Source organism: Arthrobacter sp. SPG23 (assembly GCF_000876655.1).
In the GTDB taxonomy this organism is placed as follows: domain Bacteria; phylum Actinomycetota; class Actinomycetes; order Actinomycetales; family Micrococcaceae; genus Arthrobacter.
In genome coordinates this window covers 17,358-39,691 of record NZ_JYCN01000028.1, presented here as the reverse complement: position 1 = coordinate 39,691, position 22,334 = coordinate 17,358, and the positions used below count along the sequence as shown (strand labels likewise).

The following is a 22,334-nucleotide window of genomic DNA, read 5'->3' as shown; positions in this document are numbered from 1 at the left end:
GCCGGGCGCTACATGTTCTCCGGCGTCTCGATGCCCAGCAGGTCCAGCCCCTCGGACAGCCTGTGGAGGACGAGTCCGCACAGGGCGAGCCTGGACTGGCGGACGGACTCGTCCGCCTTCAGCACCGGGCACTGGTCGTAGAACGAGGTGAACAGTTGCGAGAGTTCGAACAGGTAGGAGCACAGCCGGTGCGGCTCCAGCAAGTCCCCCACCCGCCGCAGGGTGGCGCCATACTCCAGCAAATGAAGGGCCAGGGCCCGCTCGGCCGGTTCGACGACGGCGATCCTGGCTTCCGCCGTCGGCTCCCCCGCCACCCCGCGAAGCTCCGCCGACGCGGCCGCGGCCTCCTCCGCCTTCCGCAGGATGGAACGGATCCGGGCGGCAGCGTACTGCACATACGGGCCCGTGTTGCCGCTGAGCGCCAGCATCCGGTCGAAGTCGAAGACGTACTCGGTGTCGTGCCCCACGGCGAGGTCGGCGTACTTGACGGCCCCGATCCCCACCTGCCGGGCGGTGACGGCGCGTTCCTCCTGCGAGAGGTCGGGGCGGCTTGACTCCACCACCGCGCGGGCACGGTCCACGGCCTCGTCCAGCAGGGCCATGAGCTTCACCGGAGTGCCGGATCGGGACTTCAAAATCTTGCCGTCTTCGCCCAGCACGTTGCCGATCTGCACATGGGTGGCTTCCACAGTGTCCGGGAGCCAGCCGGCCTCGCGCGCGGTTTCAATCACCATCCGGAGGTGCACGTTCTGCGGGGCACCCACCACGTAGAGGATGCGGTCCGCATGGAGTTCGTGGACCCGGTACCGGATGGTGGCAAGGTCGGTGGTGGCGTACCCGTAGCCGCCGTCGGATTTGCGGATGATCAGCGGCAGCGGTTCACCGTCCCTGCCTTTGAAGCCCGCCGGGAACGTGCACAGCGCCCCCTCGCTGATGCGGGCCAGGCCGCGCTCCTCCAGTTCCTGGCACAGCTGTGCCAAATGCGGATCGTACGAGCTCTCGCCGGCGATGTGGTCGTCCTCGAGGCTGACTCCCAGCGTGGCGTAAATGGCATTGAAGTACAGCTTTGAGTGGTCCACCAGCCGCTGCCAGACTTCCAGCGTCTCCTCGTGGGCCGACTGCAGTGACACCACGCGAAGGCGGGCGCGCGTGGCGAAGTCGGGGTCGCCGTCGAACTTTGCCCGCGCCGCCTGGTAAAAAGCGCTGGGGTCCTCCACCAGCAGGGCCGCCTCGGGCGAGTCCTCGCCGATCTCCAGCCAGTGCTCGATCAGCATGCCGAACGGCGTGCCCCAGTCGCCGATGTGGTTCTGCCGGATCACCGTGTGGCCCAGCGCCTCGAGGACGCGGACCAGACTGTCCCCCACCACGGTGGTGCGGAGGTGCCCCACGTGCATTTCCTTCGCAACGTTTGGGGAGGAATAGTCGACGACGACGCGCTGGGCCTGCGTCTCCGGCCCGCCTTGCGGCCGGGATGCCTGGGCGTTGAGGAGCTCCTCGATCCAGGTGCCGTCGAACGTGAGGTTGATGAAGCCAGGGCCGGAGATTTCGACGCCGGTGCAGAGTCCGTCGAGCTCCAGTGCCTCGACGATCCTGGCAGCAGCATCCCGTGGCGGCAACCCGACCTTCTTGGCGAGGGCCATGGCGGCGTTGATCTGGATGTCGGCGAACTGCGACGGCCGGACAACTGGATCAGTGTCCCGGAACTCTTCGCCGAACGCATGGGCAATAGCTGCCTGGACTCTGGGGACAACCATCTCGGCCGGATTATTCACAAACTCAAAATTATCAGTCCCGGCCCCTTCCGACCCTCTCACCTACCCGCGTTGCGCTATCACTTATGGTCCCCAAAACAGCTTCTAAAGGACCACAAGTGATAGAGCAACGGGCGGGCTGGATGTAGGCGGAGGCGGAACCGTGACTACGCGTCCGTGCGGAAGACCTGGACCACGGACGGGCGCGGGGCGCGGACCTGGCCGCTCGCCGGCGTCGTGCCTGCCGCAACGTAGTCCGGGAAGTACGAGTTAGGCGCGTCGAACGTGCCGTCTTCGCCCGGGTGCTGCACGGAGACGAAAACGGTGCGCTCGTCGTCGTGCACGATCGGTCCGCAGGTCTCGGCGTCGCGCGGCACGGCCAGGAACTGCTCCACCTTGCCGCGCTCGGCGCCGTCGAGCGTGACCTTGAACAGACCGTCCGCGCGGCCGATGCCGGAGGGGGCGCCGTCGGTGGAGATCCACAGGTTGCCCACGGCGTCGAAGGCGAGGTTGTCCGGGCAGGAGATCGGCGAAACCTGGTCCACCGGGAAGCCGGAGAAGTAGGTGACGTCGCCCTGGGCCGGATCGCCGCAGACCATCAGTAGGTTCCAGGTGAACGTGGTGGAGGTCTGGTCGCCGGATTCGGTGATTTCCACGATGTGGCCGTCGCGGTTGGCGTTGCGCGGGTTGATCTCGGTGGCGCCTTCCTTGCCCGCCTTGCCGCGGTCCGAGTTGTTGGTGCAGGCCACGTAGACCTTGCCGGTGTGCAGGCTCGGCTGGACATCCTCGCAGCGGTCCATCTTGGTGGGGCCCACCTTGTCCGCGGCCAGGCGGGTGTACACCAGGACCTCTTCAACGGACGGCATGCCGGGGACGCAGGACTTGCCGCCCACCACCAGCGGCAGCCATTCGCCGGTGCCGTCGAAGGCGCCGTCGGCCGGAACTGCGCCGGTGCCGGTGATCTCGGCGGCCGGTGAGTTGCCGGTGAACTTGGCGACGTAGAGGTCGCCTGCGGAGAGGAGGGTCATGTTGTGCTTGCGGTCGCCCTCCCGGTACTTGTCCTTGGACACGAACTTGTACAGGTAATCGAAGCGCTCGTCGTCGCCGGAGTAGGCCACCACGTGACCGGACTCGGCCACGATCACGTTGGCGCCCTCGTGCTTGAAGCGGCCCAGGGCGGAGTGCTTCTTGGGGGTGGAGGTGGGATCGAACGGGTCAACTTCCACGATCCAGCCGAAGCGGTTGGCTTCGTTCTCGTAGCCCTTGTTGCGGGTGTCGAAGCGCTTGTCATCAATTTCCCACTGGCGCGCGGTGGCCTTCGAGGTCAGGCCGTAGCGCTTGTCCTCTGCCGATGTGCCCGGCGAGACAAAGTAGCCGTTGAAGTTCTCTTCGCCGGAGAGGATGGTCCCCCAGGGGGTGGTGCCGCCGGAGCAGTTTCCCAGCGTGCCCTTGATGGCGCGGCCGGACGGGTCGTCGATGGTCTTCACCAGCGAGGATCCGGCCACCGGCCCGGTGAGTTCGTAGACCGTGCTGTTCAGGTAGCGGCGGTTCAGTCCGGCGCCCTTGACGTAGCTCCACGGCTTGTTCTTGTTCTTCCGTTCCAGTTCCACCACGGTAAGGCCGTGCGCAGCCTGGCCCACTGCGCGGACGTCGGCTGCCGGCATGGTGGCCGGGAACATGATGTTCTCGTTGGTGTACTCATGGTTCGCGAACAGCACGGCGCGGCGGCCCTTGCTGCCGGGGATCTCCAGGATGTCCGAGTAGTCGTTGTTGTAGCCGAACTGCTGTTCCTGCGCGGCGGCCGTCTGCTTGTTGAGGTCGAAGTCCGGCGCGGTGTTGAAGATGGGGTCGCCCCAGCGGATGACCGGCTGCCAGGTGAACCCTGCGGGCACGGTCAGCTTGTCCACGTCCGCCGCGATGGACGGGATCGCGGTGAACTGCAGCTTGGACTTGCCGAAGCCGTCCTTTGCGGCGGCGGCCAGGCCGGTGCCGCCGTCGGCCACTGCGGTTCCGGCGGACGTCACCGCACTTCCGAGTACGACGGCGAGCGCACCGGCGGCGCCGAATCCCAGGGCGGCGCGGCGGGACATCGTGGCAGAGGCGATGTCGCGGAAGTAGCTGTTGGAGCTGGTGTTGCAGACGTCGCCCGAGCAGGCGTTGTCGCACTTCAGCGCGCAGGTGACGGGGCTGCGCTTGCCTTTGGTGTGGCCAAGCATGGGGAGTAGGGCAAACTTGCGTCCGGTCGTTTCAGACATGGGGGCCTTCCAAGGGATGTGATGCGGTCCCGCCCACCCTTCCAGCCAGTTCCAACACGCAGCCGTCAGCCAGATGAATTCCCGGTTAACCGATAGTGACCTCCGGGAATCCTTGGCTGAGTCCTGCGTGGACGCGGCGGAGCCGGTCCAGCCACCAGTCCCGCCGGTCCTCGGCTGCCGCGTAGCGCTCAAGCAGCCCGGCGTCGGCGGTGACGTCGCGGACGCGGATGGCGCCGTCGTCGGCCACCAGCGGATCCAGCGTGATGTCCTGTTCAAACAGCGACACCGTTCCCAGCCCGCACGCATAGGGCAGCTCCGGGAGCGCCGCCGCCAGGGCCAGCCCGGCGCGGATCCCCACCGAGGTGTCCAGCGCGGAACTGACGACGGCCGGCAGGCCCGCCTGCGCCACGATCTCCAGGGCGCGCCGCACTCCCCCGAGCGGCGCCACCTTCACCACGATCAGGTCCGCCGCCCCTGCCCGCGCCACGCGGAGGGGGTCCTCCTCCTTGCGCACGCTCTCGTCCGCGGCGATCAGCACCGGGATGCCGGCGGCCCGCAGCCGGCGGCGCACTTCGGCCAGGCCCTCGATGTCAGGGACCGGCTGTTCGGCGTATTCAAGTCCGACGGCGGACAGCCGGGTCAGTGCCTCAACGGCGGCGGCCACGTCCCAGCCGCCGTTCGCGTCCACCCTGACGGCGGCGTCCGGCAGGGCGCTGCGGACAGCGGCAACCCGGGCGGCGTCGTCCTCGAGCGTCTGGCCGCGTTCAGCCACTTTGACCTTGACGGCGTCCACCCGGCCGAAACGGGCCAGGATCTCCGGAACACGGTCCGCGGTAACAGCGGGAACGGTGGCGTTGACGGGGATCACTGACCGCAGCGCTGGAGGGAAGCCCTGCCAGCCGGCCTCGACAGCGGAGGCGAGCCAGCGGGAAGCCTCGGCGTCCCCGTATTCGGGGAAGGGGCAGAATTCGCCCCAGCCGGCCGGGCCGTCCAGCAGCAGGGCCTCGCGCCGGGTGATGCCCCGGAATTTCACGCGCATGGGCAGGCTCACCACGTGCGCTGACGCCACCAGCTCGTCCAACGAAGGGAGATCCTGCGGAGGGAGGTTTTGGGGCTGGCGGTGTGTGTCGGCGGGCATGTTTTCACTCTACCGGCCACGTCTGACGGTAATTCGGCCAGCCACTCCCCTGGTAGGGCCGACGGCGACTGGGGGCGAGCTTCACGTCTATGAGACTCGTCGCCGCCGGCCCAGCTCAAGGAGCCCCGGGCCTGCATTTCCTGCGGTAAACCGCAGGAAATGCTGCGGGGCCGGCCGGTCCGCAACCCGGCCGTTAATAGAATGCTAGGGTCCCGGATTCGGTGCCGCATGAGTACTTGCTACTCGTTTTTGCCCCCGGATCGTACTCACGGAACCGGCCACCACGCGCCGCAAACAGCGCATGATGGCCGGCTGGTTTCCGTCCGGTTACCGGTGCCCGTGATCGTCATCCTTGGCGCGGTCCAGCATCTTGCAGATGTCCTTCGCGTGCCGGATGCTGTTGTGCGTGATCTCGCCGGACACTACTTCCTTCTGGTCGGTGGAGGCGTACACCACGTTCCCGGACAGCCGGCCTTCGGTGAAGTAGAACGCCTTGGGCAGGCCCTCGTCTTCAAAGGCCTTCTCCTCGGCAGCTCCCATGGCATAGATCAGGGCTGGACCCCGGCCGGACAGGTGGGCGCTCAGCCCGTCCGCCGCAAGCCGCATCGTGAACGGCCCGGAGACGTCCAGCTCGTCGATGGTGGCGCCGTCGGAGGCGCGGGTCAGGTCGATCGTGGCGTCGCCCCGGTACTTGATGACCAGCGTGCCGTTGTCCTTCTTCTCGCCCTTGTACTTCACCTCGCGCTCGTCGCCGGCAGATACCTTGATGGTGGTGTCACAGGCTTCGAACTCGTAGTCCGCGTAGTACGCGTCGGGAACGGAAACGTACTTCCCGTCCGTGTCCTCCGGGGGCCACGGCCCCACTGCGCTTCCCCCGCCGTCGGACCCCGCAAACGCCGGGGCCGAAACTCCCGATAGCAACGCCAGCGACAGGGCGGCGGGCAGGCACAATTTCCTCATTTTTCGGTTCATGGCAGCACTCCTGAAATGTGGCAGGAGGGGGCGCATACGGACCTGTCCTGCCGATGTTAAACATCAAATGCCCGCAATGGGCGAACGAGACCAGTTGTGATGCGGTGATATTGCGGCCGCTGAGTCCGGGCCGACAATACGATCAAGCTAGCCCCGGCTCCACCGGGGTGTCAACGGGTTTTTGCGGATGCCAATGCCCTGCGTGTCACCGTCCCGGGACATTGGCATCCGCCACGGTCGCCGGCTTAGTGCTGATCGGCTGACGGCCGCTAGGCCAAGCGTAAGAAGGACAGCCGCCCGCGGGCACGAGTATTTGCTACCTGTTTTGGCGCCGGATTGCCGCCAGTAGCGGCCGCCGGTACGGACATGTCACGGCTGCGGCACTTCGGACACGTCCCGCTTCGGACACGGCACGGCTGCGGCAGGTGCTACAGCAGGCCGGCCAGGGCCAGGCCCGCGGCCGCTGCACCCACGGCCGCAATGGCGGTGCCGATGCCGTTCAGCAGGGCCAGTCCCGTGCGGCGGGACTGGACGAGCCGGACGGTCTCGAAGCTGGCCGTGCTGAACGTGGTGTATCCGCCCAGGAATCCGGTGCCGGCGATGGCCTGAAGTTCCGGGGGCGCGGCGCGGACGATCACCGCCCCGGCCACCAGGCCCAGGAGGAAGGACCCGGTGATGTTGATGGCGATCGTGCCCACGGGCAGTGCGGTGCGGAGTTTGGAGCGGACCAGCCCGTCGACGACGAAGCGGGTTCCGGCGCCGAGTCCGCCGGCCAGCCCGAGCAGGAGAATGGTCAGGACGTTCACCGGCTGCCCTCCTGCCTGTCGGGGTGCCGCGTCGAATCCCGAAGGCGGGCGGCGCCCTCCCGGCGTCGTGCAGTCCTGCTGTGAAACACGACGGCGGCCCGGATCCCGGCCACTGTTGCGATGGCGCCGCCGATCAGTGTGACGGCGACGTAGATTACTGCGTCGGCGATGCGTCCGGCGCCGATGAGCGTGTTCGTTTCCAGCGCCAGCGTGCTGTAGGTGGTGAAGGCGCCCATGAACCCGGTTCCGGCGAGCAGGCGGACCATCCTCCGGCGTCCGGCGTCGGGGCCGCGGCGGACCAGGGCCTCCAGCAGGACGCCGAGCAGCAGCGCCCCGGTCAGGTTGATGATCAGGGTGGGCAGCGGCCACCCGTCCGGGGCGGGCAGGACGGTGCTGAGGCCGTAACGGGCCAGGGCTCCGAACACGCCGCCGGCGATGACCACCAGCACGAAGCCGGGGTGCAGGTGCACCGGGCGGCGGGCGCGCGCCTCGCCGAGCGTGCCTTCATCCGTGTCGTCGGCTGTTGCCGGCGGTTCCATCAGTGTCCCTCCTGCGGACGCTGTCTGGCGTGCGGGGCGAGCGGAACCACCAGCACGGGCCGGTGCTGGCGGTGGGTGAGATGGACGGCGACGGACCCCACCAGCAGCTCCTCGAAGCGGGCTCCGAGGCCCCGTTCGCGGGTGCCGACCACGATGACCGAAGCATCCGTGGTCTCGGCGAGCCGTCCCAGTGCCCTGGCCGGCTCACCGCCAAGTTTCACGAATGACCAGCGGATGCCGGTTCCGTCCAGCGCTTCCTGAAGGCGTTCGGCGATGCCGGCGCTGATGCCTTCGATGTCGTCGTCGACGCCGTCCGGATCAATCGGCAGGGCCTCGACCCGCCCGTCGGGTTCTTCGGCGAGATAGGTGGTGACGTCCACATAGGCGCAGATCAGCTCCACGTTCAGGCTGTAGGCCAGTTCCGCGGCGCGGTGTGCCACGGCCAGCGGCTGGCCGGGGACGACGCCCATGAGGACGGGCCCGGTGATCTTCCGCGGGACGTATGCCGTGGACCCGGTGGCGGGCCGGGTTTCCTTCGCGGGATCGTTCATGGGGCGCTCCTTTCAGTGGCGTGGGCGACGCCGAGGTCCGCGAAGAACGTATCACCCGTATCCCCGGAGCGGTATGACACCGGCGCCCCGGCCCCCTCCGCAGACGGCTCCCAGCATTCTGTGGGACGCTGATGGTGATGAGTTCCCACCTTAAAGATTCCCGACGACGGCGGCCCGCCGGGCAGGTGCGTGGCGCAGTGGCGCTGGGTGCGTTGTGCCTTCTCGCGACGCTGGCCTGCGTGGCCGGTGTGATTGCCACGTATTACTTCTTCGTGCGGACCACCACGGGCCAGTACATTGACGAATCCGCCCTCGTGGAGGCGGTGGCCATCCACGGCCCGGCCGGGAAGGCCGCCACCAGGTTCCTGGACTGGCTGCCCACCATCTCGCTGGTGGTGGCCGCCGTCGTCGTCCTGTTTGTGACGGTGATCCGGAAACGCTGGCGTGCCGCGGGCATCGCCGTGTCCGCATGTATTGCCGCGAACATCGCCACGCAGGTTTTGAAGGAGCTGCTGCCGGAGCGGCCGTTCCGCGGGGTGGAGACCCTGGAGCTGAATTCGCTGCCGTCCGGACACACCACGCTGGCGGCCTCGGCTGCGGCCGCGGTGTTCCTCATGGCGTCACCGCGCTGGCGGCCGTTTGCGGGGTTTGCCGGCGGCAGCTTCGCCATTGTGTCCGGAATTTCCACGGTGGTGAACCAGTGGCACCGCCCGGCGGACGTCATCGCCGCGTTCCTGCTGGTGGGTGCGTTCGCCATTCCGGCCGGTTGGCTGATCATCCGCACCGGCAACGCCTGGAATGTGTGGGACGGCTTCGGCGGGCACTGGGCGTCCTCCCGCTGGTGGATCCGGCTGCCGGGCATGATCTCCCTGCTGTTCGCGGCGACCGCCACGTTCCTGCTTACCCGCTACGTTCCCGGCCAGGGCGGGAGCGGCACCAGTTACTTCTGGGGCGGAATCTCACTGATTGTGGTGGCCGGATATCTGGCCACCGTGGCAACAACTGCACTGTTTGCGTTTGCCGCACGACGGCGGGGCGCCGGCCGGCGCTGACGGGCCGCCGGCTGTTGCCGCACGGCGCTGGATTCCACCTCACGATTGCCCCGCCTACTTCAGGAACGCGGCGTCGAAGGAGTTGAGGTCCACCGGGACGCCGTTGAGGCTGTGCTCGAACTTCTGCTGGATGCCGATCCGCATGGTGGTGGCCGTGTTCCAGCCGCCGTACTGCACCGGGGCGGGCGCAAGGTAGTCGGCCGACCAGCTGGAGTACTCGAGGGGGCTGGCGGTGTTGGTGTCCCACAGCGGAACGTCGGAGAACGCCGTGCTGTTGTTCATCAGGTCCGGCCACATGCCGCTGCCGCTGTAGATCACGGGCCGCACCCCCATGCTGCGGACGCCGTCCACCATGGCCCGGGTCACCGGAGGGCTGCCCGGCTCCACGTCGAGGGCGAAGAACTGAAGCTGCGCAGCGTACGGGCCGGCAGCGCTGATGCCGCCCTGCCAGCAGCTGGCGTCGCGGGTGTACACGGCAATTTTCAGGCCGGCGTCCAGCGCCATCTTGAGCTGGGGCTGTGTCCGGTACCAGGGATCACACGTACCCCACGCGGTGGAGTGCATGACGTACAGCCGGACGCCGTCGTCGTACGCTTTTTTGAACCAGGCGGGATCGTTGATCGCCGCGGTGGTGTCCACCACCTTGACCGAGGAGTTCGTTGGCGGGAGGGTTTTCGCGGGCTGCATCTTCGCCTCCTGGGGCGGTGTTTTCTTCGATGCCGCGGGCTGCAGGGATGCCGGCTGCGCCAAGGACGCCGTCTGGGCCGCGGCGGGAGCCGAAGCCGGTGCGGCCGCAGGTGCGGTGCCGAGGCTCAGCAGGAGGGGCAGCGCGGCAAGGGCCGCAACAAGGTTGATCTGAAGCAAACGATACTCCTGGGTCTGGCCCGCCCGATGTGATCGGAGGCAGGCATGGCGCAGCAACGGCCGCGTTCGAGGGGGATGCGCGGTTGATCGAGCCCAGTTCCCGGTCAACCCGTGGGACGTTGCACGCGTAGTGCAAAGGTCCGCAGCCCACTTTACGGGTGTTGCGGCGGGTAGCGAAAACCGCAAAGACGAGTGTTGACGGCACGGGCACGTGCATCTAGGGGGCCGTGGAAGGCGAATCCCATTTACATTGCTGCCGCCGAGGGACAGAATAAATCGCACAACAGCCCCACTGGCTCAGCAGCGAGCTGACTTCCACGCTGCTTCAAACAGGGGGTTGCTCTGATGGCCGGTATCTACGATTCCAAGCTCTCCGCGCGGGTGGATTTCCCGGCGAGGGCACGGGCTGTCGCTTCCATTCCGTCACTGCTCAGGGTCCAGGGATTCCTGCGCACTCATGCCGGCCGCCAGGACAAGCCGGGAATCTGCGACTTCACCCTCGGGAACCCGCATCAAATGCCGCAGGAGGCATATGTTGCGGCGCTGCGGGAACAGCTGGAACCCCGGAACGAGGGCTGGTTTGCCTACAAGACCAACGGCGTCGAAGCCCAGAACGCCGCGGCGGCATCGCTGCAGCGCCTGCTGGAGATGCCGTTCGAGCCGGAGGATATCCACCTCACCACAGGCGGTTTCACGGCCATCGCCATGGCGTTGAAGGCCGTGGCCGATCCGGGCGACGAGGTGGTCTACAGCCTGCCGCCGTGGTTCCTGTATGAGCCGATCATCACCGAAGCGGGGCTGGTCCCGGTCAAAGTGCGCATCAACCCCGAGACGTTCGACCTGGACCTCATGGCCATTGCCTCCGCCATCACGCCGCGGACCAGGGTGGTGATCGTCAACAGCCCCAACAACCCCACGGGCCGGATCTACCCGGAGACGCTGCTGGTGAAGCTGGCCGCGATGCTGGAACTCGCCTCGGAGCGGAACGGGCGCCGGATCTATTTGTTGTCCGATGAGGCATATAACCGGATTGTGTACGACGGCGCCCGCTTCCACAGCCCGGCCGAGTATTATCCGTACACGCTGCTGGCCTACTCCTACGGGAAAACGCACCTGGCGCCGGGGCAGCGCGTGGGGTACCTAGCGTTGCCGCCCACCATGCCGGACCGGGATGCCATGCGGGACATACTTGGCGGGCTGCAGGTTGCCATGGGCTGGATCTACCCCAACGCCCTGCTTCAATACGCGCTGCCCGCGCTGGAGACATTCACCATCGACGTGGGGCAGCTGCAGCGGAAGAGGGACCGACTCTTCGAGGAGCTGACGGGGATGGGCTATGAGCTGCACCGGCCGGAGGGCTCGTTCTACCTCTTTGTCCGCTCCCCGGTGGCCGACGACGAAGCGTTCACAGAGTCCTTGGCAACCCATGATGTCTTTGTGCTGCCAGGAGTCCTGTTCGAAACACCCGGGTTCTTCCGGATCTCACTGACTGCCAACGAGGAGATGGTGGAACGCAGCTTGCCCGCGTTCGCAGAGGCGATCCGGCTGGCGGGGATGGGGTAGGCGGGGCTGACCGCGGGCACCGGGCGGCTGCTGGCCTCGGGGCCGGAGCCGGGCATCCGGAGCCGGGCGGCCTGCTGGCCTCGGCCAGGTGGCCTGGTGGCCGGAGCGCTACCCTTTACCCTGTCCGAGCCTGGCCACAATGGACGGGTGGACCAGCATGTTTCCCGACCCCGCATGGCGTAGGGTGTCCATCACGGTTGGCAGGGGGCCCGCCTGGGGAAGGAAGGCACAGACTCCCAAGGCCGCTGCTTCGCACAGTGCTTCCGGGCTGCATTCGGAGGCCAGAATGACAATCCTCGCCGCCGGCAACGCGAGCAGGATCTGTCTGGCAGCGTCCAGCCCGGTCCCGTCGGGCAGACGGTAAGCCATGACCAAGGCATCGGGCTTCACGTCGCGCGCCATGGCTATGGCCGATTCAACGGATGTGGCCGCTCCTACGCTGCGCAGGCCTGGTTCGCGGTTCAGGGCATCAGTGATCTGTTCGACGAACTGTGCGGACGGCCCGACGGCCAGGACCAGCCTTTCGGCATCGCCGGACTCGGGCAGTCCGTATCCCGCACGTCCTCCGGATTCCCCTCGTCCTTCGCGTTCCGCAGGCCCGGTGCGTGCCGTCCCCGCGATCTCCAGCACCGACTCCGGCCCGTCGGCCGCGGCGGTGGCCTGCAGGAGGCGTACGTGGGCCGCTTGCAGGAGGGGGCCCGGCGCGCATCCCATTTCCTGGTCCATGACGTGCCGGCACCGGTCGAACGCCCGAAGTGCCGCGGTCAGCTGCCCGGACCGTTCCAGTCCAAGGACCAGCACTGTCCAGGCGCGCTCGGCCAGGACGTCGTCCTCCAGCGCCGAGGTAGCCCAGGCCATGGCGATTTCGGAAAGCCCCTGCGCGCAGGCCGCCTGGGCCGCCATGACCTTGGCTTCCACTACCCGCGCCGCGTGCATGGACCTTTCCTGCTCGGCCCAGGCGGGCAGCAGTTCCCCGCCCAGCAACGGCGCAGACGCCAGGGCGAGTGCCTCCGTCAGGAAACTGAGGGCGCGACGGGGTTCCGCCTGCGCGGCCAGGCGGAAGAGGACATCAAACCGGTCCAGGTCCAGATCCACCAGGGCCCGGTCCATCAGATAGCCGCCCGTGACCGTCTTCAGCGGGCCCGCCTTTCCCGTGCCGGGCTGGAGGTGGCGGCGCAGCACGCTGACGTGGCTTTCCAGGGTGGCGAGCGCCAGGACGGGGGCCCGCCCCTCCCACAGCAGGTCGATTAGGCGGCCCTTGGACACCGGGGTACCCAGATGGAGCAAAAGGATTTCGAGGATCTGGCGTGGCTTGGGTCCGCCCAGGTCATGCGCGCCCAGTGTATGACTCCCCCGGCGGATTGTCAGCGGGCCCAGAATGCTGACGTCCAGTTTGGCGGACGGCACTCCGGACTTCGAGGCCGACGGCGACCGGCGCGGTTCCGCAACCACCTCCGCTTCCAGCATGCGGGTAACCCCCAATTCCACACCGACGGCGATTAGGGACAATCCTTACTCAGCAAGCTGATGATCCGCCTGAGTAGCCACTACTTGTTAATCGGCCGCAGCTCCCCCAAAGACCGCCCCGGCTACGCATTGCGGCCCCGTGCCCCCGAACACGCCGCGACATGTGTTGACTCGCCGCAGGTCGCGGAGGAATATCGCATTTGTCCGCACCGGCGCTGTCCTGGCTCTCCGTCGCCGTGCAGCGCGGGTGGCCCAGCCGGAAGAAGGATCCCCCATGTCCATATTCGCCAGCACTCCCGAAAGCCAGGCGTTCGGCCTGAAGGCGAAAATTTACGACGACGAACTGCGGTCCCGCGGTTATGTCGCCAGATTCACCAAGGACATGGCGGTTAACCCGGAGGCTTACGTGGCGTTCGAAGCACTCATCAGCGCCATCACCCAGAACATGGATCTGCGCCGTTACGAGCTGGTCACCTTGGCCGCCGCCCAGGCGCTCGGATCGGCCCACTGCCGGCTTGCCCACGGGGTGAAAGCCCTGCGGGCGATTGACGAGGAGGAGCTCATCCAGATTGCCCGGGATTACCACAACGCGGGCCTGTCACCGGCGGAGGTGGCCATGATGGAGTACGCCGAAAAGCTCAGTACCGACGCCGTGACCATGACGGACGCGGACACCCTGGACCTGCGGGACCACGGCTTCACTGACCGTGAAATCCTGGACATCACGCTCGCGGCGGGTGCACGGAACTACCTGAGCCGCGTCCTGCAGGCCATCGCTGCCGAAGTGGACGTCCCCACCAAGCTCTCCCCTCAGCTCCGCAGCGCACTGCTGGCGCCCCTGGCACAGTACGGAGCAGAAGCGAAACCCCGCCACCGCGGCGCCTGAACCGGCGCCTGAACCACTGCCGCCGTCGCCTGTCTCACGCCAGGGCGGCGGCGAGCGCCTTGAGGATCCACTCCCGGTAGGCTTCGGGGGTCCACCCGGCGTCGTTCACCAGGGTGCGGTAGGCCTGCGGATGGCCCAGGGACCAGATGGCAGCGGCAGCGTCTTCGTCGGTCATGCCCGAGGTCAGGCCGCCGCGCTCCCTGACCGCCGCGGCCGCTTCGTGATAACGCGTCAACCGCTGCAGCGCGCGGGCCTTTTCCAGCTTCGCCACGTCGGCATCCACGGCTGCTGCCTGGGCGATCACGCCCAGCACCGTGCCGGTCCGCTGGTGCACCTCGACGAACCAGTCCGCCAGCATGGCCAGCAGCGCGTCAAGATCCGGGGCTTGGCGGGTCCGTTCGCGCATGAACTCCAGCACCTGCGCCGGCGCGTTGGGACCGGAAGCCGCATCATCCAGCACGGCCGAGAGCAGCGCCGCCTTGTTTCCCACGGAGTTATAGACGGTCTGCACCGCCACGCCACTCTCGGCAGCAACCCCTTCGATGGTGGTGCGCACGTAGCCGTTGGCAGCGAAGAGCCTGCGGGCGGTGGCCACGATGTGGAGCCGGGTGTCCGCCGCCTGGGCCGTCCTGCGCGTGACCCGGGGTGCTGTTGTCTTTGATGGTGCCGCCATGAAATTAGACTATCCCTCCACTCACTGGAATGCTATTCTAATGACATCAAAACATGGCAGTTGTTCGGTCATAAGGAGCCAGTGATGGACCAGGACATTCAGCAGTTTGATGTGGTGGTGCTCGGCGCCGGCCAGGCGGGACTTGCCGCCGGCTATCACCTTTCCAGGACGGGACTGCGGTTCGTCATCCTGGAGCAGGCACCGCGGATCGGGGACGTCTGGCGGGCCAGGTGGGATTCCCTCCGCCTCTTCACCCCGGCCCAGCGCGTCGGCCTTCCCGGCCTTGCGTTCCCGGCGGCGCGGAACACGTGCCCCTCCAAGGACGAGTTTGCCGACTATCTCGAGGCCTACGCCCGGCAGTTCAGCCTCCCGGTCCGGACCGGCGTCCAGGTGGCCAGCGTGGGCGCCACGGAGACCGGCTTCGCCGTCACCACCAGCGATGGCGTCCTTCAGGCGCGCAACGTGATTGCCGCCGTCGGCGCCAACGCGCTCCCCCGCATTCCGGCTGCGGCCGCCGGCCTGGACGCCGAGATCCTGCAGCTCCACAGCTCGCAGTACCGGCGCCCCGCGGACATCCCGGACGGCGACGTGCTGGTGGTGGGCGCCGGGATCTCCGGTGCGGAGATCGCGCTGGAGCTCGCCGCCACCCACCGCACCTTCCTTTCCGGCCGCCCCACGCCCCATGTGCCCGATCCCGTGCTGCGCTGGGCCGACCCCCTCTACTGGCGGTTCATCCATTTCGTCCTGACAACGGACAACCCGCTGGGGCGGAAGGTGTCTGCCAACTTCCACCGGCACGGGGCGCCGCTGTTCCGGATCTCCGTCAAGGACCTGGACAGGGCCGGCGTGGTCCGGCTGCCGCGGTTCAGTGCCGCTGCCGGCGGACAGCCAGCGTTCGACGACGGGACCTCCCGGAGCGTACGCACCGTCATCTGGGCGACCGGCCACAAGCCGTCACTCGACTGGATCGAGGGACTGCCCGTGACGGACTGGGGTTGGCCGATAACCCGCCGGGGCGTGGTGCCGGAGCTGCCCGGACTGTATTTCGTGGGCATGCCGTTCCAGTACTCGCTCACGTCGGGGCTGGTCGGCGGGGTTGGCCGGGACGCGGCATACGTCGTGGACGGCATCCTGGAGCGCACCAAAAGCGGCGTCCCCACGCCAGCGAAGTAGCGGCCGCCCCAACCGGTAGTGAGAGAGCGTCCCAGAGAAACGCGGCAGTAGTGAGCGAGCCTCACAACCTGCCGCTGGTTAGTTAGGCCCCGGGAGGGCGTGGTGCGCTGCGGGGTCGAACGTGTCAAACCTGGACGAGCCCATCATGAAGATCCCGCGCTGGGGAATCCAGAAGTCGCCCAGCCGGGTCTGCACCGGTAGCGCCCGCGGGCTGCCCAGGTCCTCGCCGCGCAGCGTGGCGGTGCTGCCGGAGATGAACCACATCCGCTTGGGGTTGGCACGGAAACCCTGGCCGTTGGGTACCCGGCCAACGAGCCCGATCCTGCCGGCCTGCAGCGCGGGCCCGGCCACGGCTCCCATGACCCGCAAGAAGGCCGGGCTACCCCACAGTTTCGCCGGCAGTGCGGAGGCGAGCGCGGACATCGCCCGGGTGACCGGTGTGGCGGCGAGGCTGACCTCCCAGTGGAGGCCGACGTCGTCCGCTATGTCCACCGTGAAGCGGCGGTCATCGAGCCATGCGACGTCGATCCGGTGGACCGATGTGGACTCCAGGGCGCTGCCGAAGTAGCGGGGGCAGGACACGTCCGCGGGCACGTCCGTGTACATGATCCAGGAGCCCGGTGGGCGCCGCATCCACACGGCGGTGTAGCCGGGCCCCACCGAGGTGGTGGGAAACCGCCGCAGCGCGAGGAGGTAGCCGGAGCTGAACGGCTGGCCCATGATGCCGTAGCCGGTGAACCGCTCGTCCGCTCCTTCGGGGAGCCGTGATTCGCGTTCCGCAGCGGCGATGAGTGATCTGATGGATTCCATGGCGCGCTCCTATGCCTCGCCGGCCGCCGCCGCGGTGGACACTGATTCCTGGTACTGGTCCGCGGGCATGATCCGCATCCGGTTGTGGCCCTGCCAGGTGCCCGTGAACGGCGCCAAAAAGTCAACAATTTTCATACCGGCAGTCTGGCCCTCATCCGCCCGCGCCGCTAGTGCCCGGAACCGTAGGCCGCCGCTAGTGCCCGGAACCGTAGGCCGCCGCTAGTGCCTGGAACCGTGGATGCGTGGCCACTCCGGGGCGTCCAGTGGCCGGGGGTTAGGCACGGTTGCCGCGGGTAGGATCGTGAGGTGAAAAAACAATCCTGCGGTAACTGCGGTTCGGCCGTGTACTTTGAAAATTCGGTCTGCCTGCACTGCGGAACCAATCTGGCATATCTGCGGGATTCGCGCGCCGTGGTGGCAGTGGACGGCCAGGGCCGGCACACAGATGAATCGGGAGCCGTCTGGCACCGCTGCGCGAATTTGCTGCTGTCCGGCTGCACCTGGCTCGCCCCGGAGAGCGGCCGCCAATGCTTCAGTTGCGACCTCACGCGTACCCGGCCCAACGACAGCGACGCCAAAGGCCTTTCGCAGTTCGTGGCGGCCGAGCAAGCCAAGCGCCACCTCATTGCCGAACTCGATGCCCTGGGCTTGCCCATCGTCACCCGCGCCGAGGACCCCGACGGCGGCCTGGCGTTCGATTTGTTGTCGAGTGTCAAGGACAACGTGGTGATCGGCCACGCCGACGGAGTGGTCACCATCAACCTGGCCGAGAGCGACGACGCCTATCGCGAAAGAATGCGTACCCAGCTCGACGAACCGTACCGGACCATGCTCGGTCATTTCCGGCATGAAGTGGGGCACTATTTCGAGACCACGCTCGTCTTCAGCCACGACGGCCGGACGCGCGAGGCCAGGGGACTGTTTGGCGACGATACCAAGGACTACCAAGCGGAAATCGACCGCCACTACAGCGAAGGCGCTCCGGCGGACTGGAACGAACAGTACATTTCAAAGTACGCCACCATGCACCCCTACGAAGACTTCGCAGAGTCGTTCGCCCACTACCTGCACATCTGCGACACCTTGGACTCCGCCCGGGAGTTCGGACTCATTTCAACCACTCCCCGGGATTCCTCTTTCCGGGCGGTGGTGGAAGCGGAATGGCTGCCGCTCTCGATCGCCCTGAACCAGGTCAACCGCAGCATGGGGAAAGCCGATCTGTACCCGTTCGTGCTCTCCGCGCCCGTGATCGACAAGCTCGAGTTCGTACACCGCCTGCGCACTGAGGCGGCGGCCGCCCGCTAATACCGCCCGCGCGCCCGCCCGCTGATATAGCCGGCCAATACCGCGCGGCTAGTAGTTCCGGCGGTGTTTGAGCCGCGGAATCGTGATGGCGAAGACGACGGCGGCGGCGAACCCCAGCACGCCGGTGGCCCACACGCCGGCCCCCAGGGAGACTGCGGCGGTGACGCCGGAGAGGAGGACCGGGCCGCCGGTGGCGCCGGCGTCGGCGATGAAGCGCCAGAGCCCCAGGAACTGGCCGCGGCCGCGGTCCGGGGAGAAGTCGGCGCCCAGGGTCATGATCAGGCCGGAGCTGATGCCGTTGCCGAACCCGATCAGCAGTGCCGCCAGCAGCAGGCCCACGAAGCTGCCTGTCAGCGGAATGAGCATCAGGGCGGTTCCCATGATCACGGTGGAGGGGATGGCCACCCATTGCCTGCCCTTGCGGTCCATCAGCTTGCCGGCCGGGTAGAACACCAGCATGTCGATCGCCCCGGAGAGGCCGTAGATCAGCGAGGCGTGGGTGGCGTCCATGCCCAGGTTGTCCGCCCACAGCGGGATGACCACCTGGCGGGAGGCACGCAGCGCGCTGAGCAGCAGGATCCCGGCGCCCACGGTGAGGAACACGCCGGCGTGGGACACGGCGATGCCGCGCATGGTGGGCTCGGGCCCGCGGTGGCCTTCGCCGGGGCCCCCAACAGCAGGCAGGTCCGGGATGGTGACGGACAGGATGGCGGCCGCGGCCATGGCCGCCACGCCCACCCAGTATGCGCCGCTGATTCCGGCAAACTGCATCACGCCGGCGCCCACGAACGGGCCGATGAAGATGCCGATCCTGCTCACGCCGCCCAGCGTGGACAGGGCGCGGGCGCGGAAGGCCACCGGCACCGCCTCGGTCAGGTATTTCTGCCGGGCCAGGCTGAAAACGCTGGCGGCCATCCCGACGACGACCATCGCCGCGGCGAGCAGCCACAGTCCGTCGGGAATCACCGAGGACAGCCCTGCCGCCGTCAGCGCCAGGGCACCGGCCGCGGCAGCGCCGACGATGGACCAGCGTTCGCCGAATTTGAGGGTGATCAGGGAGGCGGGCAGGTTGAAGAACCACGAGCCCAGGCCGATCAGCGTGACGATCAGCGCGGCCACGGCCACAGACGCGCCGAGGTCGCGGGCGGACAGCGCCACCACCGGCAGCACCGCCCCCTCACCGATGCAGAACAGCAGCGCCGGTCCGAACGCGGGCACGGCAATGCTGCGGAGGCTGAAGGGTTTGGTGGCTTGTGCGGAGGTCATCCCTTTCATCCTATGACCGAATGAGCGCTCACAACTCCCCGGGCTCGGCACAAGGCGCGGGCCGGGCATTAGCCGCACAGAGCGGGGCGACCGTGACCTCCCTCATCGTCCTCTTCCGGGACTAGGATCAGATATCGCCTCATACCTTTTCGCAATCCCCGGTTAAGGACCACCTCATGCCATCGAAGTCCGCCAGCACGCGCGTACCTGTTGAACAGCCGCCCGCCGTCCGCGGCGGGCTGGCTGACCGGCTCAGCGATCTTGCCCGGGAGCTGCAGCATGAACAGGACACCGACGCAATCCTGACGATCATTGTCCACGCCGCCCTGGAACTGATCCCGCACGTCGCGGAGGCATCCATCAGCCTGGTGACCGGCCGCCGCACCATCGATTCCCGGGCTGCCTCGGGTGAACTTCCGGTCAAAATAGACGCGCTGCAAAGTGAGATGGGCCAGGGTCCCTGCCTCGACGCGGCGTATGACCAGCGCGTGGTGCGGGTTCCCGACCTGGGCAAGGACGAACGGTGGCCCGGCTTCGCGCAGGCGGCCTGCGACCTTGGCGCACGCAGCATGCTCTCCATCCAGCTCTTCGTTGAGGGGGACAAACTGGGCGCCTTGAACCTTTACGGCCAGGATGTGAACGTCTTCGACGACGAATCGGAACAGATCGCGCTCCTGGTGGCTGCCCACGCCGCCGTCGCGTTCTCCGACGCTAAGGAGATCGCGCAGCTGACGCAGGCGCTGGACACCCGGGACCTGATCGGACAGGCCAAGGGGATCCTGATGGAGAGGTTCAAGATCACGCCGCAACAGGCCTTCCTGGTCCTGACCAAGGCGAGCTCCGACTCGAACATCAAGCTGCGGGACGTGGCCGAACACCTCGCCAGCAGCGGGGAGATCCTCACGCGCCGGGGGTGACCGGAGCCCGCCGCCAAGAAGCGCCCCAAAAGGAAAGCGCCTAAACGTACCCGTCCACGATCGCGGCCGCGATCTCCTTGTAGGCGCGCCTCGTCTCGGGCTTGAGCACGTCCAGGGTGACCAGGTCGCCGTCGGCCACTCCGCGGTCGTGGGGAACGGCGATCAGCTGCCGGCACATGCCGGAGAGGTGTTCCTCGATGGCGTCCTTGTCCACGCGGGAGGACACCTCGTCCTTGTCGGTGATCACCACGATCGCGTTGCGGGCCAGGTCCTCGTAGCCGTGGCTGGCGAGCCACTGCAGGGTGCTGCGTGCGCGCTTGGCGCCGCTCACCGCGTACCCGGCGGCAATCACTAGGTTGTCCGCGGACTGCAGGATCCCGCTCATGGCGTTGTGGGTGACGCCGGTGCCGCAGTCGGTCAGGGCCACGGAGTAGTAGCCGGAAATGAGCTTGCGGATGCGGAGGTATTCCTCGGCCGTGAGCGAGTCGGACACTTCCGGGTCCTGCTCCCCCGCGATCAGGTGCAGCCGCCCGGCGTGGTGCATGTAGCGGGCCAGTGCGGTGAGGGAATCAACGGATTCGATGTTCCTGAGCAGGTCCGTGATGGTGCGCGGGCTGGACTGCTGGTAGATGCCTTCGCCCAGTGCGCGCTCCACGAGGTCGCCCGAGTCCGGGTTGGCGTCGATGGCGCAGGGGGCGTCGCCGCGGAATTCGGCGAGGGTCAGGCCCACACCCACGGTGGTGGAGGTCTTGCCGATGCCGCCCTTGAGGCTGAGCACCGCGGTGTTGTAGCTGCCCTGCAGCTGGCGGGAGATGCGCCGGCCCAGTTCGTCCTCTTCGCGCTGCCGGGGGCCGGGGCCCAGGTTAATGGCTCCGCCGGTCAGGGCGTAGAGGGCGCCGCGGAAGCCGCCGCGGGGGCGCGGTTTCTGTTCGCGGACGAAGGAACCGGGCGAGGTGATGAAGTCGGAGGCGGGAGCCTCCGCGGCTGCCAGTTTGGCGGCCTGGCGGGAAACGTTCGACGGCGGCGCGCTGGGTTCCGCCGGAACGGCGCCCCTCCGGGAGGTGGCCGGCTGCGCCGCCGGCTGGCCGGTGGGCTGGGCAGCGGGCTGGGCAGGAACCGAGGCAGGAACGGAAGCCGGCACCGGGGCCGGAACCGCCTCGAGAGCCTCGGGAGTTGCTTCCGCTTCTGCCTGTGCGTCGGCGACGGCTGCCGCTTCGGCCCAGGAACTCCGCCGGGTGGGTGCGGTGCGGCTGTTGTTCGGGGTGGCAGCGGCGGGCATGGTTCCTGTCCGGGCGTCCGGAGACGCACCTGCCGGGCGACGGAGGTCGCGGCGGCGGCGCGGCTGGGGCTGCCCTGCATTGTGTGCAGTGGCGCGTGCGTTCTTATCGGCCGATTCGGGCATGTTCGTCCCCCCAGGACATTCGGCAAAGCGTGCAACGGCTCTTTAGGGCTTCGGTCAAACAGCAATTCTAGGCGCTGCGTTGCCACGGCCCGTTGACCGCTGGTTCAGAACAGCCGTTTTTTCAGGGAAAACGGCCCGGGCGGGGCGGAGCAGTCCCGTGAGATCCGCCACCCCCCGACGTCATTGCCCGCTCCGCGGACCTTGCCGGCTTCCTCGAGGCCGCCCGGGACTGGCTCGCCCGGCACGTCGCCAGGCAGTGAGCACCATCACCCGCTGATTCATCCCGTCAAAGGTTGACACTTCAACCAAACTCAGGCATAGTTATATGCAAATGCATGAACATCCCACCCCGCTGAACCAGGAGACACACACCATGACGATCCAACTCACCCCCGGCACCTGGACCCTCGACCCGGCCCACACCGAAATAGGTTTCTCGGTCCGCCACGCAGGCATCAGCAAGGTCCGCGGCCAGTTCACCGAGGCCGACGCCACCCTGGTGGTCGGCGAGACGGTGGAGGCTTCCTCGGTCCGGGCAACAGTGCAGATGGCTTCCTTCGATTCGAACGACGACAACCGCGATGCGCACGTGAAGGGCCCGGACTTCTTCGACGTCGAGCAGTACCCGCACATGACCTTCAAGGCCACCGAGGTGCAGGGCAAGCCGGAAGACTTCCGCCTCAGCGGCGACCTGACCATCAAGGACACCACCCTGCCGGTGACCTTCGACGTCGAATTCGGCGGCATGGCCGTGGACCCCTTCGGTGCCACCCGCGCCGGCTTCTCCGCCACCGCCCAGATTTCCCGCAAGGCCTTCGGCATCACCTGGAACGCCGCCCTCGAAGCCGGCGGCGTGCTGGTGGGCGACAAGGTCACCATCACCATCGACTCGGCCTTCGTGCTCCCCGCCAGCTAATCCACAAACCCCCACACACACCAGCCGC

Annotated in this window: 21 protein-coding genes; 7 read left to right on the top strand and 14 right to left on the bottom strand. The window is 67.6% G+C overall.

Annotated features, from left to right (window positions below; all coding sequences use genetic code 11):
- Positions 1 to 8: 8 nt before the first annotated feature.
- The 7 genes from argS to TV39_RS19355 form a co-directional block, all read right to left on the bottom strand.
- The gene (gene argS, locus TV39_RS19385; protein WP_052500638.1) at positions 9 to 1,754 is read right to left on the bottom strand and encodes an arginine--tRNA ligase; all 1,746 of its coding nucleotides are present in this window, start codon (positions 1,752 to 1,754) and stop codon (positions 9 to 11) included.
- A 164-nt stretch (positions 1,755 to 1,918) separates the two neighbouring features.
- Positions 1,919 to 4,006: a PhoX family protein gene (locus tag TV39_RS19380; protein WP_043484877.1), complete on the bottom strand. Its 2,088-nt coding sequence runs from the start codon at positions 4,004 to 4,006 to the stop codon at positions 1,919 to 1,921.
- A gap of 85 nt (positions 4,007 to 4,091) precedes the next feature.
- The gene (locus TV39_RS19375) at positions 4,092 to 5,144 is read right to left on the bottom strand and encodes an o-succinylbenzoate synthase (protein ID WP_043484875.1); all 1,053 of its coding nucleotides are present in this window, start codon (positions 5,142 to 5,144) and stop codon (positions 4,092 to 4,094) included.
- A gap of 327 nt (positions 5,145 to 5,471) precedes the next feature.
- Positions 5,472 to 6,116: a hypothetical protein gene (locus tag TV39_RS19370; RefSeq protein WP_043484874.1), complete on the bottom strand. Its 645-nt coding sequence runs from the start codon at positions 6,114 to 6,116 to the stop codon at positions 5,472 to 5,474.
- Between the two features lie 428 nt (positions 6,117 to 6,544).
- Positions 6,545 to 6,913: a fluoride efflux transporter CrcB gene (gene crcB, locus TV39_RS19365; protein WP_043485172.1), complete on the bottom strand. Its 369-nt coding sequence runs from the start codon at positions 6,911 to 6,913 to the stop codon at positions 6,545 to 6,547.
- A gap of 5 nt (positions 6,914 to 6,918) precedes the next feature.
- Complete coding sequence (locus tag TV39_RS19360; RefSeq protein ID WP_144406476.1) at positions 6,919 to 7,461, bottom strand: fluoride efflux transporter FluC; 543 nt, start codon at positions 7,459 to 7,461, stop codon at positions 6,919 to 6,921.
- A complete protein-coding gene (locus TV39_RS19355) occupies positions 7,461 to 8,012 on the bottom strand; it encodes a universal stress protein (RefSeq protein ID WP_082049905.1) in 552 nt (183 codons plus the stop codon). Before TV39_RS19355 ends, TV39_RS19360 begins: the two co-directional genes overlap by 1 nt.
- 131 nt (positions 8,013 to 8,143) lie before the next feature.
- Between TV39_RS19355 and TV39_RS19350 the strand changes: the two genes are divergently transcribed.
- Entirely contained in the window at positions 8,144 to 9,064 is a 921-nt protein-coding gene (locus tag TV39_RS19350; RefSeq protein WP_043484871.1) for a phosphatase PAP2 family protein, read from the top strand.
- Positions 9,065 to 9,118: 54 nt separating this feature from the next.
- Here TV39_RS19350 and TV39_RS19345 read toward each other — a convergent pair whose 3' ends face one another.
- Positions 9,119 to 9,928, bottom strand: a complete 810-nt coding sequence (locus tag TV39_RS19345; protein WP_043484869.1) for a hypothetical protein — start codon at positions 9,926 to 9,928, stop codon at positions 9,119 to 9,121.
- Between the two features lie 345 nt (positions 9,929 to 10,273).
- Between TV39_RS19345 and TV39_RS19340 the strand changes: the two genes are divergently transcribed.
- Positions 10,274 to 11,491: an aminotransferase class I/II-fold pyridoxal phosphate-dependent enzyme gene (locus tag TV39_RS19340; RefSeq protein ID WP_043484867.1), complete on the top strand. Its 1,218-nt coding sequence runs from the start codon at positions 10,274 to 10,276 to the stop codon at positions 11,489 to 11,491.
- A gap of 108 nt (positions 11,492 to 11,599) precedes the next feature.
- On the opposite strand, the gene TV39_RS19335 is transcribed toward TV39_RS19340, so the two are convergent.
- On the bottom strand, positions 11,600 to 12,958 hold the full coding sequence (locus TV39_RS19335) for a BTAD domain-containing putative transcriptional regulator (protein ID WP_043484864.1): 1,359 nt from the start codon (positions 12,956 to 12,958) through the stop codon (positions 11,600 to 11,602).
- A 274-nt stretch (positions 12,959 to 13,232) separates the two neighbouring features.
- Between TV39_RS19335 and TV39_RS19330 the strand changes: the two genes are divergently transcribed.
- On the top strand, positions 13,233 to 13,844 hold the full coding sequence (locus TV39_RS19330; protein ID WP_043484863.1) for a carboxymuconolactone decarboxylase family protein: 612 nt from the start codon (positions 13,233 to 13,235) through the stop codon (positions 13,842 to 13,844).
- 34 nt (positions 13,845 to 13,878) lie between these two features.
- On the opposite strand, the gene TV39_RS19325 is transcribed toward TV39_RS19330, so the two are convergent.
- On the bottom strand, positions 13,879 to 14,517 hold the full coding sequence (locus TV39_RS19325) for a TetR/AcrR family transcriptional regulator (RefSeq protein ID WP_043484860.1): 639 nt from the start codon (positions 14,515 to 14,517) through the stop codon (positions 13,879 to 13,881).
- Between the two features lie 84 nt (positions 14,518 to 14,601).
- Here TV39_RS19325 and TV39_RS19320 point away from each other — a divergent pair, with 84 nt between their 5' ends.
- Complete coding sequence (locus tag TV39_RS19320) at positions 14,602 to 15,690, top strand: flavin-containing monooxygenase (RefSeq protein WP_043484857.1); 1,089 nt, start codon at positions 14,602 to 14,604, stop codon at positions 15,688 to 15,690.
- Positions 15,691 to 15,768: 78 nt separating this feature from the next.
- Here the strand turns inward: TV39_RS19320 and TV39_RS19315 are convergent, their stop codons facing one another.
- The gene (locus TV39_RS19315; RefSeq protein ID WP_043484856.1) at positions 15,769 to 16,500 is read right to left on the bottom strand and encodes a hypothetical protein; all 732 of its coding nucleotides are present in this window, start codon (positions 16,498 to 16,500) and stop codon (positions 15,769 to 15,771) included.
- A gap of 9 nt (positions 16,501 to 16,509) precedes the next feature.
- Positions 16,510 to 16,635 carry a hypothetical protein gene (locus TV39_RS22760; RefSeq protein ID WP_268747804.1) on the bottom strand — a complete coding sequence of 42 codons (126 nt, stop codon included), beginning with the start codon at positions 16,633 to 16,635 and terminating at the stop codon, positions 16,510 to 16,512.
- 171 nt (positions 16,636 to 16,806) lie between these two features.
- Between TV39_RS22760 and TV39_RS19310 the strand changes: the two genes are divergently transcribed.
- On the top strand, positions 16,807 to 17,805 hold the full coding sequence (locus TV39_RS19310) for a zinc-binding metallopeptidase family protein (protein WP_043484855.1): 999 nt from the start codon (positions 16,807 to 16,809) through the stop codon (positions 17,803 to 17,805).
- 48 nt (positions 17,806 to 17,853) lie between these two features.
- Here the strand turns inward: TV39_RS19310 and TV39_RS19305 are convergent, their stop codons facing one another.
- Positions 17,854 to 19,071, bottom strand: coding sequence for an MFS transporter (locus tag TV39_RS19305; RefSeq protein WP_043484853.1), 1,218 nt, complete (start codon positions 19,069 to 19,071; stop codon positions 17,854 to 17,856).
- 176 nt (positions 19,072 to 19,247) lie between these two features.
- Between TV39_RS19305 and TV39_RS19300 the strand changes: the two genes are divergently transcribed.
- Positions 19,248 to 19,988, top strand: a complete 741-nt coding sequence (locus TV39_RS19300) for a GAF and ANTAR domain-containing protein (RefSeq protein ID WP_043484851.1) — start codon at positions 19,248 to 19,250, stop codon at positions 19,986 to 19,988.
- 40 nt (positions 19,989 to 20,028) lie between these two features.
- Here the strand turns inward: TV39_RS19300 and TV39_RS19295 are convergent, their stop codons facing one another.
- Entirely contained in the window at positions 20,029 to 21,390 is a 1,362-nt protein-coding gene (locus TV39_RS19295) for a MinD/ParA family ATP-binding protein (protein ID WP_043484849.1), read from the bottom strand.
- 373 nt (positions 21,391 to 21,763) lie between these two features.
- On the opposite strand from TV39_RS19295, the gene TV39_RS19290 reads away from it, so the two are divergent.
- Positions 21,764 to 22,306 carry a YceI family protein gene (locus TV39_RS19290; protein ID WP_082049916.1) on the top strand — a complete coding sequence of 181 codons (543 nt, stop codon included), beginning with the start codon at positions 21,764 to 21,766 and terminating at the stop codon, positions 22,304 to 22,306.
- Positions 22,307 to 22,334: the final 28 nt, after the last annotated feature.